Origin of the sequence: Acetobacter nitrogenifigens DSM 23921 = NBRC 105050 (assembly GCF_000429165.1) — a bacterium.
Taxonomy (GTDB): Bacteria; Pseudomonadota; Alphaproteobacteria; order Acetobacterales; family Acetobacteraceae; genus Acetobacter; species Acetobacter nitrogenifigens.
Map to the genome: position 1 here is coordinate 253,621 of NZ_AUBI01000003.1, position 21,319 is coordinate 274,939.

The following is a 21,319-nucleotide window of genomic DNA, read 5'->3' on the forward strand; positions in this document are numbered from 1 at the left end:
CAACGCCGTGGTGGCTCCGCTACGCCTGCCGCACATGCGGCGGCGCTCGTGACGGCGCGCCCGGTCAGTAAGGCAGGAGACGTGACGGTGACAGACATCGGATTTTCGGCGCTTGAGCTTCCGAAGAACGGGGCGCTCGCGCTCCTCGAATTTTCCGACTCGGACCGTTCAGCCCTGTTTCAGGCCGCCGATGCGGCGACCGACGGCGCTATCTCGCGCGCGGTGTCCGTAGCGGGCTTTTCTTTCAAGCGTGGCAAGACTTGTGTGATCCTCGCTCCTGCTGGCGGTCTGGACCGTATCGTTGTCGTTGGCCTCGGCGCGCGTGCCGAGGCGAATGAAGCTTTAGCCGAGCAGGTCGGCGGCGTGGCCGCGCAGGCCCTGTCGACGCATAAAGTCGCTGCGATCGCCGTTGGCGCCCTCGACGCCGCTCTGGCGCCTTCGGTGGCGCTGGGCGCAAGTCTCGGGCTGTATCGTTTTGACCGTTATCGCACGACGTCAGGCGACGAAGGTGCGAAGCTCGCCACGCTTTCCGTTCTGGTCGCTGACCCCGCCGCCGCTGGCGCTGCGTGGGCCGCATGGGAGCAGGTTGCGCGTGGCGTGACCTTCACGCGCGATCTTGTCACCGAACCCGCCAATGTCCTGTCGCCGGAAGTCTTCGCCGATCGGACGCTGGCGCTGCGGGACCTTGGCGTCGAAGTCGAAGTGCTCGATGGGCCTGCGATGGAGGCTCTGGGCTTCGGCGCGTTGCTGGGCGTGGCGCAGGGCAGCGCCAACGAGCCGCGCATGGTTGTAATGCGCTGGAACGGCGCTGGAGACGATTCAGCTCCGATAGCGTTTATCGGCAAAGGCGTGACCTTCGATTCCGGTGGTATTTCGATCAAACCTGCCGCAGGCATGGAAGATATGAAGTGGGACATGGCGGGCGCAGGCGTCGTCGCGGGCTTGATGTCGGCATTGGCGGGCCGCAAGGCGCAGGTGAACGTCGTGGGTCTGATCGGACTGGTCGAGAACATGGTGTCCTCGACGGCGCAACGCCCTGGCGACGTGGTTCGTAGCGCGTCGGGTCAGACCATCGAGGTTCTGAACACCGATGCGGAGGGGCGTCTGGTTCTGGCCGATGTGCTCTGGTACGCCCGCGATCGTTTTGCGCCCCGGCTTATGGTTGACCTAGCCACGTTGACTGGCGCGATTATCGTAAGCCTTGGCCATGAGCATGCCGGTCTTTTCTCGAACGATGACGGTCTTGCGCGTCGTCTGGAGGACGCGGGTTTGCGCAGCGGCGAGAAACTCTGGCGGATGCCGCTCGGCGAAGAGTATGATGAACTGCTGAAATCCGACATTGCCGACATGAAGAATATCGGTGGACGTCCGGGTGGATCGATCACTGCAGCGCAATTCCTCAAGCGCTTTGTGGGCGATACGCCTTGGGCGCATCTCGACATCGCGGGCGTCGCCTGGGGCTCCAAGGCGAAGCCCGGCTCGCCGAAGGGCGCCACCGGCTTTGGCGTGCGCCTGCTCGACCGGTTCGTCCGTGAGATCGAGGCCGGCGCGCACGGCTGAGTGCTTGATGACGGCGTGTTGATGGAGGGATCGTGGCGGAGATTGGTTTTTACCATCTGACCCGCACCACGGCGGACGAGGCGTTGCCGCAGTTGTTGGGGCGCACGCTCGACGCCGGAAAACGCGCGGTGGTGCGTTGTGGCGAAAGCGTCGACGTCGCTTCTCTTGATGAGGCGCTCTGGCGGGTTTCTGAGCCCGTGTGGTTGCCGCACGCGGCGACGGGCGCGAAATTTCCCGATCGTCAGCCGATCTGGATCACGTCCGGAGATGATACGCCGAACACCGCTACGTATTTATTCCTCCTTGGAGCGCGTGAAGCCGAAAAGCTTGAGGCGTTTGAGCGTATTTTTGACCTTTTTGATGGCCGCGACGATATGGCCGTAGCCGCCGCCCGGCGCCGCTGGTCGGCGCTGAAGGCGCAGGGGCATTCCTTGACGTATTGGCGTCAGGGTGAAAAAGGCTGGTCGAAAGCCGGGTGATCGGGTAGTCTCTGGAAATATTCAGAATATGGCACTATTTATCCGTGAATCTGTGACGCCGCCAAGATTGGCGGAGCGACCCGGCCAGAAGGAGTTTCAGGAGCTTCATCCGTAAAGATGAGGTCGTTGGCCGGAGAGGGACGCTCGTCAGATCACTCAGTTGGCGCCGTATTCGCTAGTTCATGTGAGATGGATGCATGCGGCTCTAGAATGGCGCTATTGCGTCAATAATTTGTTGTCCATATCGTGGTGTTTGTAAAATTGTCAGTTGCCCGCGCCCGCCGTAGGATATGCGGGCCTCCGCCATGCGGTCATGGGTCACGGTGTTGTCGGCCGTGATATCCTGCGGGCGTACCACGCCGGTGACTTGCAGGTCGCGCAATTCGCTGTTCACGCGCACTTCCTGCCGCGCCACGACGACGAAATTACCATTGGGCAGGACCTGCGTGATGGTGCCGGCGACGCGCACTGTGACGACCTCGTTTCGGGCGATACTGCCCGTGGCGGCGTTGCCATGGCTGCTTGACGTCGAGAGCGCGCTCGAACTTGTCAAATGCGATATCAGCTTGCCGTGCAAACCGAAAACACTCGGCATGCCCATGGCTTCGTTACCGCTTCCTGTTGTGGTGGTGTTGTCGACCATTGTCGCATTATCAGTGATGTCGACGATCACGGTTATCAGGTCACCGACCTGGCCGGCTCTCTGGTCTTTGAAGAAGGCGCGGCTTCCGGGACGCCATAGGCTCGCGACCTCGACTGGCGGAGGTTGCGTAGGGGGCATGGGCATTGTGACGGGTCGGTAGCTCGTATCACGCGTCGGATCCTGAGTGCGCGTCAGGGCCGGTGGATGGCCTATTTCTGATAGACTCCCCACTCCGTTGCAGGACGTCAGGCAAAGAAAAAGGGACGTAACGGCAATTTTTTTCATGAAATGAAGATTTTTCCGAAACAGAAGTCGAGTTGTCGTCAGATACTGCTACGGGTTCCCTGAGACGCTGCGCGCAACGTGCGTTGGTCAGCGGGCGCCGGAATGCTGCCGGGCAAGACATCGACGCGGGATTTGTCGATCACTTCCCCGATGACGACCATGTGCGAACTGGGATTGAGCACATGGATGCGTTCGCCAAGACCGCCGCCGTCCAATGCAACGCCGGAAGCTGTCACGCGCAGCCCGGCCGAAGATACAGCGAGTATGACGGGAGAGCCTTTTTCCACGACATCCTGTTTCACAAGAAGATCCGGAATCAGAGGCGTGTTCTTCGCAATGGTCGCTCGGGCGGCGCGTCCGATCGCGTCCCGCGGGTCGACAAGCGATCGGGCCGGGATACGCCGCGAATCTTCGGTGACGATATCGAGATCTTCGCGCGTTACGATTTGCCCGGGCGCAATATCCCGTGCGGCTGTGACGACTGTCGCGGAGGCGCTGACGACACCGTCGACGCGAAAGGATTGTGTGGCGCCGTCCCCTGCTGGAACGATGAAGAAGGCCGAGAGCCGACCGTGCGAAGCGTCATAGACAAGATTGCGGAGATGAGGGGGCGCGGACTCCTCCTCGGGTATGGCGGGGCTTTGGAAGGGGGCCAGGTCGATGTTCGGGAGGGAGGGCGCGCCGCGCTCTTGCAACGCAGTCGTTATCAACGGCAATAACTCGTTTGACGATATCGAGCGGCTGGCGCGCGTCAATGTTGTTTGCGCGGTGTCAGATGCGCCCGGCCAGTCGAGACCGTACTGCGCCGCGATGGCCTGTAATTGGGCGCCGCCGATGGTTATGTTTTGTCCCGCGGCGGGGGCAGGTCCGATATCGCAATCCTGATCGGCGCCGAGGTCTGTGAACAGGTCCGATAGATGGACGCGCGCCGTGTGCAGCGTAACATGCCCGCGCGGCGCCGAGGCGATTGACGCCGCAGGAGCAAACAGAACTCCGCTACCCAGCGCGAGGGCGGTGGCGCAGATGTGGCGGCGCGCCCCGTGAATCACTTCAGCCCTGAAAGCGTCTGGAGCATCTGGTCGGAGGCGGTGATTACCTTGCTGTTCATCTCATAAGCGCGTTGTGCGGTGATGAGATCAGTAATTTCCGTAACAACATTCACGTTTGATTCTTCCGTGTAGCCCTGGCGAATGCTGCCGAAGCCGACGCTCTGTCCAGTGCCGCTGATTGCGTTTCCGGATGATTGTGTCTCGGTGAACAGATTCTGCCCCATAGCGGCGAGACCGTTCTCGTTCTGAAATGTCGCGAGCTGCAACTGCCCCACGATCGTCGATGTTGTCTGCCCGGACACGGTTACTTGCACCTGCCCGGTCTGGTCGATGGTGATCGTCTGTGCGTTGCTGGGAACGGTGATGCCCGGGCTGACGGTGTAGCCGTCGGCAGTTACGATCGTTCCTGTATCAGACAGAGAAAAGGTTCCGTCGCGCGTGTAGGCGTATTCGCCGGAGGGCAGCGTGACCTGAAAATACCCTTGTCCTTCGACGGCGAGGTCGAGGCTGTTACTCGTCTGTTCCAGCGTGCCCTGTTCATTAATTCTGTAGATTCCAGCGGTGCGTACGCCAAGACCAACCTGAGCGCCTGCAGGAACGAGAGTGCCGGAATCGGAACTCATCGTGCCTGCGCGGCGGAGATCCTGATAGATCAGGTCCTGAAATTCTGCGCGTCGGCGCTTATAACCTGTCGTGGTCATGTTTGCGATATTGTCAGATATTACTTCAACATTCGTCTGCTGGGCCTGCATCCCCGTGCCGGCGATGTCGAGTGCGCGCATCATGTCGTCAGGTTTCCGTTTCTGTGGGTCAGGATTGAAGTTGTGTGATCTTGTCGATAGCGTTCTGCTTACGGGTCGCTTCGCTTTCGATCAGGTTGGTATTGAATTCAAAATCACGTTGCAGCTGCACTAGCTGCGTCATTTCCGTCATGGAGTTGACGTTGCTGCCTTCGACCATGCCTTCACGGATATCGCGGTTTGTCATCTGACGCGTGGCGGTTGTGGCGCGGAACAGCTGTGAACCTTCGCCGACAAGCGTATAGGCGTTGTCGACGGTCACGACCCCTATTTCCGCAGCTACGCCGTTCTCGGTCGACACGGTTCCGTCTGAGGCGATGCTGACGGTGCGGTCCGTCGGCTGTAACGTCACAGGCTGCCCGGTGCGATCAAGCAAAGCATCCCCCGCTGAATCCGTGATGCGGCCGTCGGACAGGCGCTGGAACCGACCGTTGCGGGTCAACCGCACGCCGTCGCGGGTCATCACCGAGAAATATCCGTCCCCCGTGATCGCGGCGTCCAGCGAATTTCCGGTCTGTTGCAACGCGCCCTGGGCGAAATCGTGATAGGTCGCCTTGTCCTGGTTATAGGCTTCGGTGGCGGCGCCGGGCGTCGTGTGTTCGCCCTTCATCTTGACCAGATAATCCGAAAACAGGACGTGGCTGGCCTTGAAACCGGGTGTCGAGGCGTTGGAGAGGTTGTTGGCCAGAACGCTCATCGCCCGCATTTCTGTGTCGATGCGCGAAAGCGCGATATACGTGGTGTTGTCCATCTGACGCAGCTCTCCTCTGCGAGAGACCCTGAAGCTCAATGGTTGATAAAGCGTTGCTTTGCGCTATGTGGAGGGCATCGTGCGTTTTTAACGTCGCTGATTGCGCGGCGGGGAACGGCGAGATTGGCGTTGCTCGCGGTCTGGCGCGCGGCGCTTTCCGATGGGGCTGCTGATGTCCGGCGGAGCGCCCTTCCGCCTGAGTGTGTTTTTTGGCCGCGATTCGGATGCGCATCCTCCACTGTATTCTCACTCACGAGTTCGCGGGCACCGAGCGCTATCTCAGCGAACTGGCGGCGATGCAGGCTGACATGCACGAGGTGGTCGTGCTGGTCGCCCGCGATACGTGCGACCGACGGACCAAAGGCGATCTCGTCCCGCGCCTGCCGCCGTCAGTGCGTGTCGTAAGATCCAGTTTCGACGGTTACCTGCTGTCGTTGCTGTCGCTCTGGCGGGGTTTCCGACCCGACGTAATTCATACTCATGTCGGCGCTGCGAGCATTCGCGCCGGGGTGCTCAACAGTCTTGGCCGGACGATGCGCCGGGAAGCGCAGGCGCGTTGCCCGGTCGTCGCCACGCTGCACAGGAAATACGTCGCGCGCGTTTACGAACGGCACGATGGGCTGATCTGCATCGCGGACTGGCAGCGCGCAGAAATTCCGACCTCTTTCACAGGTCCTGTGGAAACCATCTCGAATTGGACTCCCCCGTGTTCTTCGCTACCGGACGCTTCTGGTCGTCTGCGCGCCGAACTGGGCATTGCGGAAGGCGTCTTTTTGATCGGCGCCGCCGGAAGGATGATCCCCGAGAAGGGTTTTGACGTGCTACTGGAGGCTTTCGCTCTAGGCGCTCCGGAAAACGCGCGCCTCGTTGTGTTTGGCGACGGGCCTGAACGCGAGGCGCTGCAGGCCCGTGCGTGCGGCCATGTGCTGTTCCCCGGCTTTCGCTATGATCTGCGGCGCGACCTTGCGGGGCTGGACGCATTCGTAATGCCGTCGCGTCACGAACCGTTCGGGCTTGTTTTGCTGGAGGCGATGGCGGCGGGGCTGCCGGTCCTCGCCACGAACGCCGGCGGCGTGCCGGACATTCTGGGTGAACATCCCTCCTGCATGACCCCGCCTGGAGATGCGCGCGCCATGGCGGAGGGAATTCGGGCGCTGCTCGGTCAGCCCAAAAAAATCTGGGATATGGAACGCTTCGCTCCGCTTCGACAGGCGGCGCGGATCGAGGCGTTTTACGAACGCTGTATTGACTGGAAGCGGCGCGCTCAGGCCGGAGAGTGACGGCGGTCCATCAGCGTCGCCGTGACGGCTGACTTGAAGGGCGGCACGGCGTCGGCAATTCTCAGCCCCAGCCCGCGCAGCGCCCGGAAAGGCGCGGCATCGCGCGTGTAGAGCGTGGCGATGCTGTTGGTCGCGGCGAACAGGGGCATGGTCGCAGCGCGATGTTTCGCTTCGAAACGCCGCAGAACGGCATGCTCGCCGATATCCCGGCCAGCACTGAATGCCGTCGCCACTTCGGTCGCCAGCGTATCGACGCCGCGCAGGCCGAGGTTGAAACCATGCGCCGTGATGGGGTGCATGCCCACGGCGGCGTCTCCCAACAGCGCCAGACGTCGGGCCGCGAAACGATGCGCATAAACCGCTTTGAGCGGATAGGCGTGACGGGAACTGATCAACCGCATGGCGCCGAGACGGCGCCCGACGCGGCGCATGATCTCGTCATTGAAGGCCGCCTGTTCGGCGTTCATCAGACGGCGGATATCCTCGGGAGGCAGGGTGAGCACGAGAGACGACGCGCCCCCGTTTACGGGCAGCAAAGCCACCGTCTGCCCCTCATCGAACCACTGCAGGGCGACATGGTGATGGGGTTCGTCATGCGCCATGCGGCAGACCATCATCACACGCTTGAAGTCGTGAATGACGGCGCCGATTCCCGCGCGGCGGCGTGTCGGCGAAAAACGACCGTCGGCGCCGATCGTCAGGAGCGCCCGTAGCGCACCGCATTGGCCGCCGGAGTAATGCGTCACGGCGGAGGCGGCGTCCTGCCTGATCGAATCGACATCGACGCCCGATAGCAACGTGACGCCGGAGCGAGACGCCGCTTCGGCGAACAGGGCGCGGCGGATCTGGTTGTTGGAGACGAGCCAACCCAGGGGCGCATTCGGGGCGCTGCTTTCGGTATGGTCGGCCGGGGCGTCAAAAATGAGCGGATGGTTGCCTCGCCCGGTCTCCACGCGGGCTTCGCGCAAGGGGGAGATGGCGACATGGGGAATATGACGCCACGCCCCGACGCGTTCGAGAAGGTCGCGCGCGTGGTAGGTGAGCGCGATCTCACGTCCGTCGAACCCCGGCTCTTCCCAGGCGGAACGCGGCGCCCGTTCCAGCACCGCACAGGTCAGTCCAGCATTGTCGAGAGCCAGCGCGGCGGCGAGGCCGACCGGGCCGCCGCCGATGATCGCTACGTCGTAATCGGTCGCGTGCGCCATGCCTGCAGCCTATTGCTTGTCTGCTTCGAACGACACGGGCGCTCCGGTCCAATCCGCCACGTAAGGCGCAACGGACCGGCGCTTCGGCGTTTCGCGGTCTTTCTCGGGGGTGCCGACGAAGATAAATCCTGCCAGCGCATGCGGCGGTGGAAAGCCGAGTTCCGTCGCGAGTTCAGGGTCGTAGGCGATGTCGCCCGAGACCCACAGGCCGCCATATCCTTCTGCGTGCAGCGCATTGAGGATGTTCATCGCCGCCGCGCCGACGGCCAATTGTTGTTCGAGCAGGGGAATCTTGTCTTCCGGCCGAAGATGCATGCCAAGGACGATGGTCAGCGGCATGGTCGAGAAGCGGGTGCGGCGCTTTTCGATCTTCTGTTCAGGCACGTTCGGGTCCAGCCGCTTCATGCTGGCCACGACCCGTTCCGCCAGCGCCAGACGGGCCTCTCCGCGCACGAGCGCCATGCGCCAGGGGCGCAGCTTGCCGTGATCCGGAGCGCGCATGGCCGTGGAAAGAATCGCCTCCAGCTCCTCGCCTTTCGGCGCCGGTTTGACGAGAGTGTCCGCCGAGGCGCGCGAGAGCAGAGTCTCAAGCGCGGTGTGGTGGTGCTTGCTCACGGGGTCAGTCTCCGATCATCGGGATGTTGGCGGGACCATGACCCAACTCGGCCGGAATGCCAACTCGACGCCGGAGGGCGCTCAGCCCTCTTCGGGCAGCTTCGCGTCGCCTCCCGGCAGCGTAAGAGCCGTCAGCAGCGTGCAGAACGCGCAGGCGGAGACATACCAGAAGAACCAGCTTTCGTGGCCAGCCTGCTTGCTCCAGAGCGCAACGTATTCAGCCGTGCCGCCAAAGATCGACACGGTGACGGCATAGGGAAAGGCGACGCCAAGCGCGCGGATGCGTGTCGGGAAGAGTTCTGCTTTTACGACCGGATTGATCGCTGTGTACCCGGAAATCATGGCGAAAGCGACGATGATCAGCCCGAACGCTCCCCACGGAGAATGCGTGGCGGATAACGCGGACATCAGCGGGACTGTCCCGAGCGTGCCCAGAACGCCGAATGCGACGAGCAGGGGTTTGCGTCCGATCCGGTCTGACAACGCGCCGAAAGCGGGCTGCATTGCGGCGAACACCAGCAGCGCGCCCGCGGAGATCAACGTCGCCGTGTCCTTTCCGAACCCGAGAGAGTTGGCGAGGAATTTCTGCATGTAGATCGTGAACGTGTAGAAGGAGACCGTCCCGCCGATGGTCAGTCCGATGACCGTGGCGACGGCGCGAGGGTGCTGAAGCAGGACGGCGAGGCCGCCCCGTTCGCCTTCATCCTGCTTCTTCTTGAAGGTCGCGCTTTCTTCCATATTCCGGCGAAGCCAGAAGATCAGCAGCGCTCCGGCGGCGCCGATGACGAACGGCACACGCCAGCCCCACGCGGTGATCTGCTCCGGCGTCAGCAACACGTATTGCATCAGCAGCAGCACGGCCATCGCGCCGAGTTGCCCCATGACCAGAGTCACATAGAGAAAGCCGGACCAGAAACCCCGGTGTTCAGGCTTCGACACTTCGGCGAGATAAGTGGCGGAGGCGCCGTATTCGCCGCCGAGGCTGAGCCCTTGCACCAGTCTGGCGAGAACCAGAACCGTTGGGGCGGCGAGTCCGATCTGCTCGTAGGTCGGGCAGAGGGCGATGATCAGGGAGGCCGCGCACATGGCGGAGACCGAGACCGTGAGCGCGGCGCGGCGACCGTATCGGTCCGCCATGACGCCCATAAGCCAACCACCGACAGGGCGCATCAGAAAGCCGACGGCGAAGACTGCTGCGGTGTTCAGCAACTCTGCGGTCGGAGAGCCGTGGGGAAAGAAAGCATGTGCGAAATACAACGCGAACGCGGAATAAACGTACCAGTCGTAATATTCCAGCAGGTTCCCGGCCGATCCGGAGAACACGCCCCGCAGGCGCTGGGCGTTGGTGAGTTCGTCCGGGGAACCTGCGGTCATCTCAGAAGGTTAGCTCCAGGTTGCTTTGAACGTATGCGCCGGAAGACGCGCCAGCGTTGATCATGGCCTTCGAGGCGAACACGTACTCGCCGTCGATACTGAGCGTTATATGACGCGTCGCGCGCCACGTGAAGCTGGCCTGCGGCATGGTGGCCGTGTAGCCGCCGTGTGGGCGGAATGCGTAGATGGCCGTCGGGTTGGCGTAAATCGCGTCGTTTGTACTATTTCTCCATATTACAGGAACTTTCATCAGGAGAGACGTGTTTTTACTTGTAGAGATCGTGGCGATCGGTCCAACGTCGATGATGTTCGAGTTGCCGATATAGGTGCTGATGTCGAGATAATAGGCGCTGGGCACCCATGGCGACAGGAAGTTGCCCCACGAACTGGTCTGGCTCTTTCTGGTGTCGCCGCCGGATATGTCGTCGGCCTGAATGCCCAGCAGGGGGCGGCCCCACACCTTGGCGAAGCGCCATGAAATCTGCGCATCGAACGCATAGGCGTCGACGGAGCGGCGCGGCCCGTTATTCGCGGCCTGAAAGTATCCCCCCTGCCACATGCCGCCGACAGAAAACTCGATCGGTCCGGCGTTGCCCCAAATTCTCATGCCCGGAGTGTCTCTGCGGGTCGATCCGGCGATGGTTCCGGTCGTCTTCGCAATCGGGTTGCTGGCGAGCAGATAGCCCATGAAGAAGGTGTCGACGAAGACCTGGCTCTTCATGTTCATGAACTTGAACGACGGCACGGCGTAGGATGTGTAGGCCCCATACCAGCGGGTTCGGTAGCCGACCTGATCGTGAAACGCGGTTGTCGGGGCGTTGTTGGTCAGGGTCAGATCGAAGAGATCGACGCGGAAGTTCTTCCAGAAGGAATAAGCCCGGACGCCATTCCACGAATAAGGCACGGTCGGATAGACGCTTCCTGCGGTGATATAAGGCGGCGCATCGAGGAACGTCATGCGCCCGACCATCACGCCCATGTTCGCGTGCAGCAGATGCCCCTTCACTTCTACGAAGGCCTGCTGGGCGTCCAGCTTGCTGCGCCAGCGGCCGCCAGCGTATCCGTAGTAGTTCATGCCGCCAGCTTGTGCGCTCATGAGTTCGCCGTACAGGCGCAGATGTTCGCCCAGATGCAGGTCGGCGCCCGCGTTCCAGCGCAGTGTCGAACGATAGGCCGGGTCTTTCTTGGTCGTGCCGAAACCGGCGCGCTGGTCGAAGAAGCCGTGATGGCGGAAATTTCCGCTCAGTGTCAGATAGATGGAGCCGCTCTCATTTAACGGAATGTATTTGAGCGGGTCCAGAAAATCGATGCGGTTGCGCTTGTCGCGGAGTTTTGACCAGTCTTCAGCCCAGCGAGACACGGCGTAATAACCGACGGTTCCGAAACCGGATGCCGCGCCGGTGTTTGCGTTGAAGACGCCCCAGGGCCCTTGGTGCAGGAGAGCGGATGGCTGGGGCGTCAGCTCCAGCGATTGAGGCTGTGCATAGAGTTCGGGACGGGAGTCCAGGGTCGGAAGAAGTTCGGAATCCCAGAATCCCTTCGTCGTGCGTCGTATTATAGGCAGCGCCTGCAAGGGGCCATTTGGTCCGTATTTATTTACGGTCGCTGGCGTCGTCGTGTGAGCGGTGTTCATGTAGGCGTCAGGGATCGGGGTATGTTGGTTTATGCCTGCGTTCGGTGCTGTTTCAGCGGCCGCAATGTGCGGCGAAAAAAGAAACAAACCAGTAAGAAAGCTGGAAGTTCTTAAGATTTTTGTGATGGAGACGGAGCGTCGACCGGGAAACGTCTTCGTGTCTGTGTGATTCATCTTCAGCACTTCGATTGTTTTTTTTGTTACTGGCGAAAATCCGGTGCGAGGTTTTTCTTCACCGGTTGTGCGATTGCAATGATGCACACTGCGCCCCCCGTCGTCATGTAGCTTTATTGTGTGCAGGCATGATCAAAGGCGCCTGTGTCATCTTTACAACGTGCGCGTGCATCGAGGCGGCGCGAAGAGGTAAGTGCATAATCCATTATGCTTATGGAAAGTTCCCGACTTAAACAGTATTCTCTCGAAAACATGTCGCTGACGGAAGGTAACTATGGAGACGGTGGCGACTGACACGCCGTCTGGAAATTTTTCGCGGTTCCCTGCGTCACAAAGATTTTTTATCCGCCTATTATGTTCGTAAATGTTTTTATTCGTTCAAGTAATCACCATCATACGACACGCGGGGGAGGTCCTTTGCGTCCATAGTGGAACGAAGAAAGGACTTCGATTCTTTGTTGGGGCGTGTATCGTTATTCGAACGAACGGATTTGCGTCGAGCTAACAGTTTAGTGAAAGCGGTGTACAGTCGCCTCATCACGGGCTTCGTCTTCGATCGCGGCCGGGGTGAGTTCGGTCGGCGGCAGACGACCGGCAAGCGCGTCTGACAGACGCGCGCTGTCGAGTTGGTTCTCCCATTTCGCCACGACAATCGTTGCGACTGCGTTGCCGACGATATTGGTCAGGGAGCGGCACTCAGACATGAATTTGTCGATGCCGAGAATAAGGGCCATGCCGGCGACCGGGACGCTGGGCACGACGGAGAGAGTCGCAGCAAGAGTGACGAATCCCGCGCCGGTGACGCCTGCAGCGCCTTTGGAGCTGACCATCGCCACCAGAAGCAGAGCGAGCTGCTCGCCGAAAGACAGATGGATGCCTGTCGCCTGTGCGATGAACAGGGCGGAGAGCGTCATGTAGATATTGGTGCCGTCCAGGTTGAACGAATATCCCATGGGTACGACAAGACCCACGATCGGTCGGGCGCAGCCTGCGGCTTCCAGCTTGGACATTAACGTCGGCAGGGCGGACTCGGATGAGCTGGTGCCGAGGACGATCAAAAGCTCTTCACGGATGTAGACAAGGAGACGAAAGATCGAAAACCCGCATACTCGCGCCACGACGCCCAGAACAAGCACGATGAACAGGATGGATGTCAGGTAGAACGTGCCGACCAGCCAGATCAGGCTGACGACGGAGCCGATGCCGAACTTTCCGATCGTGAAAGCCATTGCGCCAAACGCGCCTATAGGGGCGGCGAGCATCACGATGCGCACGACCCCGAATACGAGTTCGGTCAATTGACGGAACAAGTTGAGGACGGGTTCGCCGCGTGAGCCCATCTGTGACAGGCTGATGCCAAACACGACGGCTACGAACAGCACCTGGAGAATTTCGCCCGAGGTGAAGGCGCTTGCTGTGGTGGTTGGGATGATCTGGAGGAGAAAATCAGTGAAGGAGTGATCGTGTGCGCGATCCACATAAGTGCTGACGCTGGCGGCGTCGAGGGAGTGGGGATCGACGTGCATGCCCCCTCCGGGGTGCACGACGTTGGCGACCACCATTCCGACTGCGAGAGCCAGCGTCGAGAAGACAAGAAAATACGCCATCGCCTTGGCGCCGATGCGACCGGCCTTGCCAAGGTCTCCCATCCCGGCGATGCCAGTAGAAACGGTGAGGAAGATCACCGGCGCGATGACCATCTTCACCAGCTTGATGAACGCGTCGCCCAATGGGCGCATGGAGGCGCCCAACTGTGGGGCGAATTGACCCAGCAGGACGCCCGCCACGACGGCGACGACGACCTGCACATACAGGCTCCTCCACAGAGGCGTGCGGGAACTGGGCTGGGGAGCGATCGCGTGCATGGATAAGGGGTACCATCTGCAGGGGCGTTTATGGGGGCGCCGATCGTCTTTAATATTATCTGTTCGTTGTCGACCGGGTGTCGCGAAATTTCCGATAGCATCGTCCTCCGCCGACGCCAACCGCAGGGGTTCGGTCGGTCAGCGGTCGAGTTTCGAGGAAGGGCGGATTGGTTTTTTATCGAGGAGAAAACGCCCTATCACGTGCTGGTCGCTCCGAACGCGTCGGTCGACGGCGTTCCTGAGGGCTGGTCGCTTTCTCGGAACGCGTAAAGTTGATACGTCCGTTGGACGGAAGCAGGAGGTTTGGCGGGGTATGGGGAGACAGTGTCTGGCGGGGCGAGCAGAGTGAGTCTCATGCCGCCGGACGCGGGGACGGGAGCCGCGCTTCTCGCTGCGCTGGCTCTGGGTGGCTGGATCGGCGCGACGCTTGCGCGTCGCAAGCCAACTGGAGGAACCCCGGACAGCGATCTCCTCGCGCGGTTATACGTGCTCGTGGAGCGAGAGGGCGTCGCCCGGCGCGCCGAGGCGGAGCATCACCTGGCACGGCTCGGCGAGATGGAGCGCGCGATGCTCGCCCGGGTGGAGCAGATGCGGGCCGAGACGGCTGAGCGCCTTGGGCATATCGGCGGCAGTCTGGGGCGTGAGCAGGCGGAGGCGCGCGCCGCATCTGCTGCGGCCCTGCGCGAAATGGCGGAAGCGAGCGCCGTGCAACTCGCCGCCATCCGGGGGGCGGTGACTGAGCAGCTTCACGCCGCAGTCGAAAAGCAGATGCAGACGTCGTTCCAGCGTGTGCTGGAACAATTTTCCGCCATGCAGAAGGCGATGGGCGAAGTGTCGGCCATGACGGCCCAGATCGGCGACCTCAAGCGCCTTTTCGGCAATGTGAAAACCCGGGGTGGTTGGGGCGAGGCGCAGCTTCGCGCCATTCTGGACGATATTCTTCCTCCCGGTGCCTACGAGGCCAACCGGCGGATCGGGCAGGGCGGGGAGGTCGTGGAGTTCGCTGTGCGGATGCCCGTGCGCGCCGCTGCGCCGCCGGTCCTCGCCATCGACAGTAAATTCCCGACAGAGGCGTATGAGCGTCTGCTGGACGCCAGCGCGCAGGACGATCGAGAGGCCGAGCGCGCGGCGCGACGTGCGCTTGAGACAGCGATCCGGTTCGAGGCGCGGAAGATTGCTGCGAAATATATTTCGCCGCCCGAGACGGTTGAATTTGCTGTCCTCTATCTTCCGACCGATGGTCTATACGCAGAAGTCGCCCGTGCGCCGGGTCTGATCGACGAGATCGGCAGGACATGCAGGGTCCTGGTCATGGGGCCGTCCCTTACGCCGGCACTGCTGCGAACGATTCATCTCGGCTATGTCACGCTTTCTCTCGAGGATCGTACAGAGGCTATCGCAAGCCTTCTTGGCGCGACCCGGCAGGAAATGCTGAAGATGGACGGGGTTCTCGAAAAACTTTCTCGAAATGCGCAGGCGATGTCTTCATCGATTGAAGACGCGCGTCGTCGGACAAGAGTGGTCGCGAGGCAGTTGCGTTCGCTGGATTCTGCTGAACAGACTGTCAATGATGCGAATTGATATGATTTCTTACTTATGCACTGCCAATCTTGTGATTGGCGGAGGGTTAGTCTGGTAGATTTTATGGGAAAAAATAATTACTTCGCATTTATTTCATATATATATTGAAATTTAACTTGTAATATATTTAATAAATACAATATTTATGAGTAAAACTTTGTAATTGAAAATTTATTACCATAAGTAAGAGATTTTATTGTTAAATCGGAAGAATTTTCGTATCGCGTCGACTTTACGGTGAGGCATCATTTTTCTGTAGCGACGATTTCGATGTGCATACGACGTAAGAGAAAGCATACTTTGCGGTAGCGAGCCGATTTGTCTTGTTAGGCAGGCGGGACAATCTGCGCGGCGCCAACAGCGCTTGCTCTGCTTCCATTTGGAAGTCTCGGAAAAAAAAGGGGACGCTGTTTAAGCGCCCCCCCTTCCTGCTTGAAGAAAATTTTAACAGAGTCTGGGATCAGAAGTTGACGCCAGCCTGCAGGTAAACATAGCGACCGAGCATAAGCTCACTGTAGTTCTGGGCGCTGGTGTTGGTGGCTCCATCCGCGACGAAGGGCGCCTTTTTGTCGAGGATGTTGTTAACGCCGCCCATGAAGTTCCAGCGACCGAGCTTGTAGTTGACTGTTACGTCGTGCGTGAAGATGCCCGGTGTCTTGCAGTAATAGTACTGGCTGCACGAGACGTCGTTTGTGCCGTCGTTCCACTTCATGCCGCCCGTGTAGGACATCATGTAGGTGAAGCTGAAATTGTCATGCGTCCACGTTGCTGAGGCATAGTCGCGCACGCGCGGCATGCCGGCTCCGTAACCTTGGTAAAACAGACGCCCGGCGTAGTTGTACCAGGGCCCGCCAGGTTCGTTTTGCTGCAGGTAAGACACCAACTGCTGGAAGTTGTTGTTCAGCGTCAGGCTGTCGCGCATGCTCAAGCTAATGCGGTAGGAGAGATCGAAATCGATACCGCTTGTGCGCAGGCCACCGACGTTCTGGTAAACGTTTTCAACCGTCGTCAGCTGCTGGGCTGAGTTACGCGGATTGACGAACTGGCATTCATAAGAAGACGTGCCGGTCGCGCATGAATCGACGATATATTGCGTTGGAAGCGTGCCGATCATGTTTTTCAGGGTGTAGTGCCAGTAGGTCACGCCAACGCGCAGACCAGGCGTCCACCGCGGGGTGATGACCGTTCCGATGGTGTAGGTGCGCGCCGTCTCGGGCTGCACTTTGGAGTTGCCGCCCTGCACGATCGGAATCTGCGAATTGGGCTGTTCAAAAGTCGCCGGATTTTTGATGCCCTGCTTCATGCAGTACGCCGTCACGGCTTCGCTGAGCGCGCCGTAGGTCGAAACCTGCGCGCACGGATCAATGGCGGAGGCGTAAGAGACGTTCTGGCCGCCATACAGCTCGGTCACCGAAGGCTGACGGAAAGACGTGCCCAACGTCGCCGAGAAGCTGATGTCCTGAACAGGCGCCCAGTCGATGCCGACTTTCCACGTCTGCGTGCTGCCAAACGTGTTGTAATGCGACCAGCGGCCCTGTGCATCGATCATCAGGTTTTTGGCGAGGAACGCGTTATGAAGAAGCGTCATCTTGCCTTCGAGATACACTTCGGTTGCGTCAAAGCCGCCGCCGGTGTTGCTCGAAGAGTTGCCTGAAGAATCGCCGCTGATATCGAGAGGATCGGCATGGTAGCTCGCCTGCTCGCTGCGGTGTTCGATACCGCCGGCGATGCCAAGCGACCCACCGTTCTTCCAGGGCAGCTTCACGACCTGATCGTTATGAACGCGAGCGTTGAAGTCACGCAGCTGATAGTCGGCGTGATTGTGCTCGTTGAAGCGAACATAATCGGCAGCCTTTGAGCTGAGCGGGTCCATAGGGTTCGACAGAACGCATCCAGCTGACGCCTGGCAGACGCTTGGATCATACGTGACGGCGCTGCCCGCGTCCGAAGGGTCAACCTGACTGATGCCATAAGTCTGCATCAGCTTGCGGTAATTGAGTTCATTGTTCGTGTTGAAGGTGGCCTGGCTGGAGCCATAGCCCATCGACACGTCGTATTCCCATTTGCCGACGATGTAACCCTTCGCGCCGGCGGTCACCTGATAGGTGTCCGACGCCGTATTCATCTCACGATTGCCGACGTCCGTGTAACGGCGGTACATATACGCGTTATCGCCCCAGGAGCTGCTGTAATAAGGCGCATTTTCGGGGAGGTAGAGAGGATTGGACAACGTGGAGGGGTAAACGCTGCCGGCCACAGGCATGCCGGCCATCTGCGAGTTTTGCGACTCATGCGTGTACCACACGTTCGCGTAGAGCGTGACGTGCTTGTTTAGGTCGTAATGAGCGTCGCCGCCCAGATTGGACGTCTGAAGGTAAGACAGAAGGGAGGAGGGGCCGCCGTAATTGTAGCGATCAGATGAACTGAATGTACGATAACCGCCCTTGCCGTCGGGGACGACGCCGGCGCCAGGTGTGTTGTCGCCAAAAACACGTGACGTGGCTGAGTAACCCGAGCCATACGTAGGGCTGTCGCCAATCGCGGTGTTTTCCGTCCAGGGATTGGACAGATAGCCGCGATTTTTCTGCATCACGCCTTCCTGGGTCATGTACTGCCCGAAGACGGTGATGTTGCCTTTGCCATGATCGAAATTGAAGCCGTACTGGCCGGAGAGCTTGCCGGTCTTGTCGTCGCCGACATCGGTGATGCCGCCGCGTGCGGTGATGGTGCCGCCAGTAATGTTGTGCTTCAGCTTTACGTTGATAACGCCCGCGACAGCGTCGGCGCCGTACAGTTCTGAGCCGCCGTCCTTAAGGATTTCGACGCTCTCAATCATATCCGTCGGGATATTGTTCAGATTGGCGCAGGAGAAGCCACTGGCCATCGTCTGTGTCATGCGCTTCCCGTCGATCAGGACGAGAACGCGAGAGGAGCCGAGGTTACGGAGGTCGGTGCAGGAAAGACCTTCACCGCCATTCTGTACGGCGTTCGACGTTCCGCTGCTGCCGATAGAGGGCAGGCGTTGCAGATAATCGCCGAGGTTGGTGGCGGACGTCTGTTGGATGTCTTGCGACTTTACCACTTGAACGGGGTTCGGGTTGTAACGGCCCGAGCGCAGGGCCGAACCGGTCACGACAACGTCTTCGCTCGTATTGGCCTCGAAAGGATGGCTGAGAGCGTCGCGCGTGCCTGCACGTGCTGCTGTGGGTTGTGCTGCGGGAACGACGGAGGCCGCTGCCGCACTGCGATTGGTCGTCGCGTTGTGCTGGAGCGTGGAGTGAGATGCCGCGCTCCGAGTGCGTTTTGCGTGGTGAGAGGTGGTGGACGTCGCCGCGTGAGAGGGCGTGGCGCAGACGACTGCAATGATTTGCGCAGATGCAAGAACGGTCGCTGCGAGCAGGCTTTTTCGACCGTTGCGTGTTACTCGCTTTTCGGCGCCAGGCGCGTGGATGGAATCCATATAGCGGGCCTTCTTTATACTAAATGAGTCTTCGACATGTGTCGGAATAGTGTTGCGTTTGCATCAACTGTGATGCTGCCGCAACGTTACGTATCGGTGTGCGATCACTTGGCTTCATATAGTTGCAATATTGTCACTGAGTTGGTCATCGCTGTTACAGTGAGGCGCGCGGGGGGGCGTGAAATGAAAGCGATTTTAATGGTTCTGGTGCGAGCTTGAGGTCATCGGTCAATGTCATGAGCGAATCAGGCAGGACGTACAGGCCCCGCGTCCTTCTCGTCGAGGACGACGGGGGCATCGCCCGGGAGATTTCCGAGGAATTGGAAAGCCGGGGGTTCGATGTGCTGGCGATCGAGGTCGGCGATCAGGGGCTGGAGCGCGCGCTTTCTGGCGAGTTCGACGTCATGGTCGTCGATCGCATGCTTCCGGCTCTCGATGGGCTGACGATGATCGAGACGCTGCGCGCGCGCGACATACGAATTCCTGTGCTCGTTCTGTCCGCGCTTTCGGCGGTTGACGACCGCGTGAGCGGCCTGAAAGCCGGTGGCGACGATTACCTGACGAAACCTTTCGCAATGGAAGAGCTGGTTGCGCGGATCGAGGCGCTGCTGCGGCGACCGGACGACACGCGCGTGACGGTGCTCAGAGTCGGTCCGATAATAATGGATTTGATTGATCGCACGGTCACGCGAGACGGGCGCGAGATAGAATTGCTGCCGCGCGAGTTCAGGTTGCTCGAGTATCTGATGCGGCGCCCCGCGCAGGTGCTGACACGCGCCATGATGCTGGAAGAGGTGTGGAACTACCGTTTCATACCCCAGACCAACCTGGTGGACGTGCATATAGGCAAGCTGCGCCGGAAGGTGGACGGTCCGGACGAGGAGCCGATGATACATAGTATCCGCGGGTCCGGCTTTTCTCTCCGCGTGCCAGACGCGTCCGACGAATGAGCGGCGCCTCCGCTCCGAAGGAGGCCCCATCGCGCGCGTTTTCCCGCAGGGAACTGACCCGGGCCGCGGGTTTTCGGCTGGCGCTCGGATTCGCTCTCGCCATGCTTGGGGCGATGGTCCTGCAATTCGCTCTTGTCTATGTCCAGATGACGTCGCTGGAGCACAGCCGGTCGGATGCTCTGCTCCGCAGGGAGACGGCGCTGCTGCTGGCCATGCCGACGGAGCACATGAACTACGTCATCAGCGAGCGCTCCACGGACGATCTGCGTCTCATCATCAACGCGGAAGGCGTGTTCACGTCTTCACGGGAGCGGATCGTCGGCGATCTGAAGGCGTGGCCGGAGGGACTGGTCGAGGACGGCATTCCCCATGACGTGACGGTGCAGCCGGAAGAGGGCGCGCCTTACGTCCTGCGCTTTATCGCCACGCGTATGCCGGATGGGCGCATTCTGGTGCTTGGTCGAAGCCGCCATATGCTTGGCGAGCAGAAACTCATGCTCAGGCGCGCTTCGCTGATAGCGGCGACGCCGGTCCTGCTCTTCGCCCTGATGGCGGGGTTGTGGCTCAGTCACCGGGCGTTGTCGCGCGTCAAGGAGATGCATGAGGCGGTGGACCGGATCATGCAAGGCGATATCCACGAACGCCTCCCGGCCGGGAGAGAACGGGACGACCTGCAACGTCTGGCGGGCAGCGTGAACCGGATGCTCGATCGGCTTGAGCAGTTGATGCACGACATGCGGGAGGTCGGGAACGATATCGCGCATGACCTTCGCACACCGCTTGCGCGCGTGCGCGCACGCCTTGATCGCGCGTTGACGGGAGCGAACGCGAACTCCGTCGAGGAACTGCACAAGGCGATCGGTCGGGCGATCGACGATCTTGATCAGTCTTTCGGCATCATTACGGCGCTGCTGCGTATGGCGGAAATTGACAACGGCCGCCGCCGCGACGGCTTCGCCGCCGTCGATCTGGATGATCTGGCTGGCGATATCATAGATTTGTACGAACCAATCGCAGAGAGCGAGGGGGTGGTGCTGCTGCGTGACGACGGGGCGCCACAGCGCAAGGGCGGCGTTGTGGATAGCGGGCACGTCTGGACGGCCGCCCGCGCCACGGAACAAAGGCAGGACAGCGTATCGCGGCCTCTTGTGGTGCATGGAGACCGGGATCTGCTGATCGAGGTTCTGGCCAATCTCGTCGATAACGCGATCAAGTTCACCAAAGCTGGTGGTGAAGTGCGGGTGTCGGTCGGCCTGTGGAATGATCACCCGGCGCTGTCGGTTACGGATACAGGGCCGGGCGTGGCTCCTGAGGAGCGTGAGGCAGTGCTGACCCGTTTTTATCGTTCGGACAAGAGTCGCCATGTGCGCGGGAGCGGTTTGGGCCTGAGTCTTGTGTCATCTATACTGCGGTTGCATAACGCGCATGTGCGTATTGAAGATGCTCAGGCTGGGCGGCCGGAGCGTGGGGCCCGGTTCATTGCGGTTTTTTCTGCGCCCGCCAGATAGTTGGGCATCCGCCGAGCTAAGCTCTAAATGCTAATTTACTCGCTGCAACACTCTGTGGCTGGCATAGGCCGAGGCATGTTGACTGTGAACGTTTCTGTAAGGCGCGT

Annotated in this window: 16 protein-coding genes; 6 read left to right on the forward strand and 10 right to left on the reverse strand. The window is 60.4% G+C overall.

What is annotated here, in order from left to right; all coding sequences use genetic code 11:
* The first annotated feature begins 87 nt into the window (after positions 1–87).
* Positions 88–1,560: a leucyl aminopeptidase gene (locus tag G442_RS0106115; RefSeq protein WP_026397284.1), complete on the forward strand. Its 1,473-nt coding sequence runs from the start codon at positions 88–90 to the stop codon at positions 1,558–1,560.
* Between the two features lie 32 nt (positions 1,561–1,592).
* A complete protein-coding gene (locus G442_RS0106120) occupies positions 1,593–2,039 on the forward strand; it encodes a DNA polymerase III subunit chi (RefSeq protein ID WP_026397285.1) in 447 nt (148 codons plus the stop codon).
* A 205-nt stretch (positions 2,040–2,244) separates the two neighbouring features.
* On the opposite strand, the gene flgH is transcribed toward G442_RS0106120, so the two are convergent.
* From flgH to flgF, 4 genes are read right to left on the reverse strand one after another with little or no spacing between them, the layout of a single operon-like run.
* Complete coding sequence (gene flgH, locus G442_RS0106125; protein WP_026397286.1) at positions 2,245–2,967, reverse strand: flagellar basal body L-ring protein FlgH; 723 nt, start codon at positions 2,965–2,967, stop codon at positions 2,245–2,247.
* A gap of 38 nt (positions 2,968–3,005) precedes the next feature.
* Positions 3,006–4,016 (reverse strand): flagellar basal body P-ring formation chaperone FlgA, encoded by a 1,011-nt coding sequence (flgA, locus tag G442_RS0106130; RefSeq protein ID WP_146882291.1) that lies wholly within the window; start codon positions 4,014–4,016, stop codon positions 3,006–3,008.
* The gene (gene flgG / locus G442_RS0106135; protein ID WP_026397288.1) at positions 4,013–4,798 is read right to left on the reverse strand and encodes a flagellar basal-body rod protein FlgG; all 786 of its coding nucleotides are present in this window, start codon (positions 4,796–4,798) and stop codon (positions 4,013–4,015) included. Before flgG ends, flgA begins: the two co-directional genes overlap by 4 nt.
* Before the next feature lie 28 nt (positions 4,799–4,826).
* Entirely contained in the window at positions 4,827–5,567 is a 741-nt protein-coding gene (gene flgF / locus G442_RS0106140; protein WP_026397289.1) for a flagellar basal-body rod protein FlgF, read from the reverse strand.
* 209 nt (positions 5,568–5,776) lie between these two features.
* Here flgF and G442_RS0106145 point away from each other — a divergent pair, with 209 nt between their 5' ends.
* On the forward strand, positions 5,777–6,847 hold the full coding sequence (locus G442_RS0106145; protein ID WP_051292006.1) for a glycosyltransferase: 1,071 nt from the start codon (positions 5,777–5,779) through the stop codon (positions 6,845–6,847).
* On the opposite strand, the gene ubiM is transcribed toward G442_RS0106145, so the two are convergent.
* The 5 genes from ubiM to G442_RS0106170 all read right to left on the reverse strand — a co-directional run bounded on the left by ubiM (position 6,832) and on the right by G442_RS0106170 (position 13,713).
* The gene (ubiM, locus tag G442_RS0106150; protein ID WP_026397291.1) at positions 6,832–8,052 is read right to left on the reverse strand and encodes a 5-demethoxyubiquinol-8 5-hydroxylase UbiM; all 1,221 of its coding nucleotides are present in this window, start codon (positions 8,050–8,052) and stop codon (positions 6,832–6,834) included. The two genes, G442_RS0106145 and ubiM, sit on opposite strands and share 16 nt — an antisense overlap.
* A 9-nt stretch (positions 8,053–8,061) precedes the next feature.
* Entirely contained in the window at positions 8,062–8,667 is a 606-nt protein-coding gene (locus tag G442_RS0106155; RefSeq protein WP_026397292.1) for a nitroreductase family protein, read from the reverse strand.
* 81 nt (positions 8,668–8,748) lie between these two features.
* Entirely contained in the window at positions 8,749–10,041 is a 1,293-nt protein-coding gene (locus G442_RS0106160; RefSeq protein ID WP_026397293.1) for an MFS transporter, read from the reverse strand.
* Between the two features lies 1 nt (position 10,042).
* A complete protein-coding gene (locus G442_RS0106165; protein ID WP_243429824.1) occupies positions 10,043–11,674 on the reverse strand; it encodes an alginate export family protein in 1,632 nt (543 codons plus the stop codon).
* 683 nt (positions 11,675–12,357) lie between these two features.
* Positions 12,358–13,713: a dicarboxylate/amino acid:cation symporter gene (locus tag G442_RS0106170; protein WP_035376243.1), complete on the reverse strand. Its 1,356-nt coding sequence runs from the start codon at positions 13,711–13,713 to the stop codon at positions 12,358–12,360.
* 354 nt (positions 13,714–14,067) lie between these two features.
* Between G442_RS0106170 and G442_RS21065 the strand changes: the two genes are divergently transcribed.
* Positions 14,068–15,294: a DNA recombination protein RmuC gene (locus G442_RS21065; RefSeq protein ID WP_051292008.1), complete on the forward strand. Its 1,227-nt coding sequence runs from the start codon at positions 14,068–14,070 to the stop codon at positions 15,292–15,294.
* Between the two features lie 460 nt (positions 15,295–15,754).
* Here G442_RS21065 and G442_RS0106185 read toward each other — a convergent pair whose 3' ends face one another.
* A complete protein-coding gene (locus tag G442_RS0106185) occupies positions 15,755–18,754 on the reverse strand; it encodes a TonB-dependent receptor plug domain-containing protein (RefSeq protein ID WP_051292009.1) in 3,000 nt (999 codons plus the stop codon).
* Between the two features lie 236 nt (positions 18,755–18,990).
* On the opposite strand from G442_RS0106185, the gene G442_RS0106190 reads away from it, so the two are divergent.
* Both G442_RS0106190 and G442_RS0106195 read left to right on the forward strand, forming a co-directional pair.
* Entirely contained in the window at positions 18,991–19,704 is a 714-nt protein-coding gene (locus G442_RS0106190; protein WP_035376244.1) for a response regulator transcription factor, read from the forward strand.
* Entirely contained in the window at positions 19,701–21,212 is a 1,512-nt protein-coding gene (locus G442_RS0106195; RefSeq protein WP_146882293.1) for a sensor histidine kinase, read from the forward strand. The genes G442_RS0106190 and G442_RS0106195 overlap by 4 nt, the downstream gene beginning before the upstream one ends.
* Positions 21,213–21,319 lie beyond the last annotated feature (107 nt).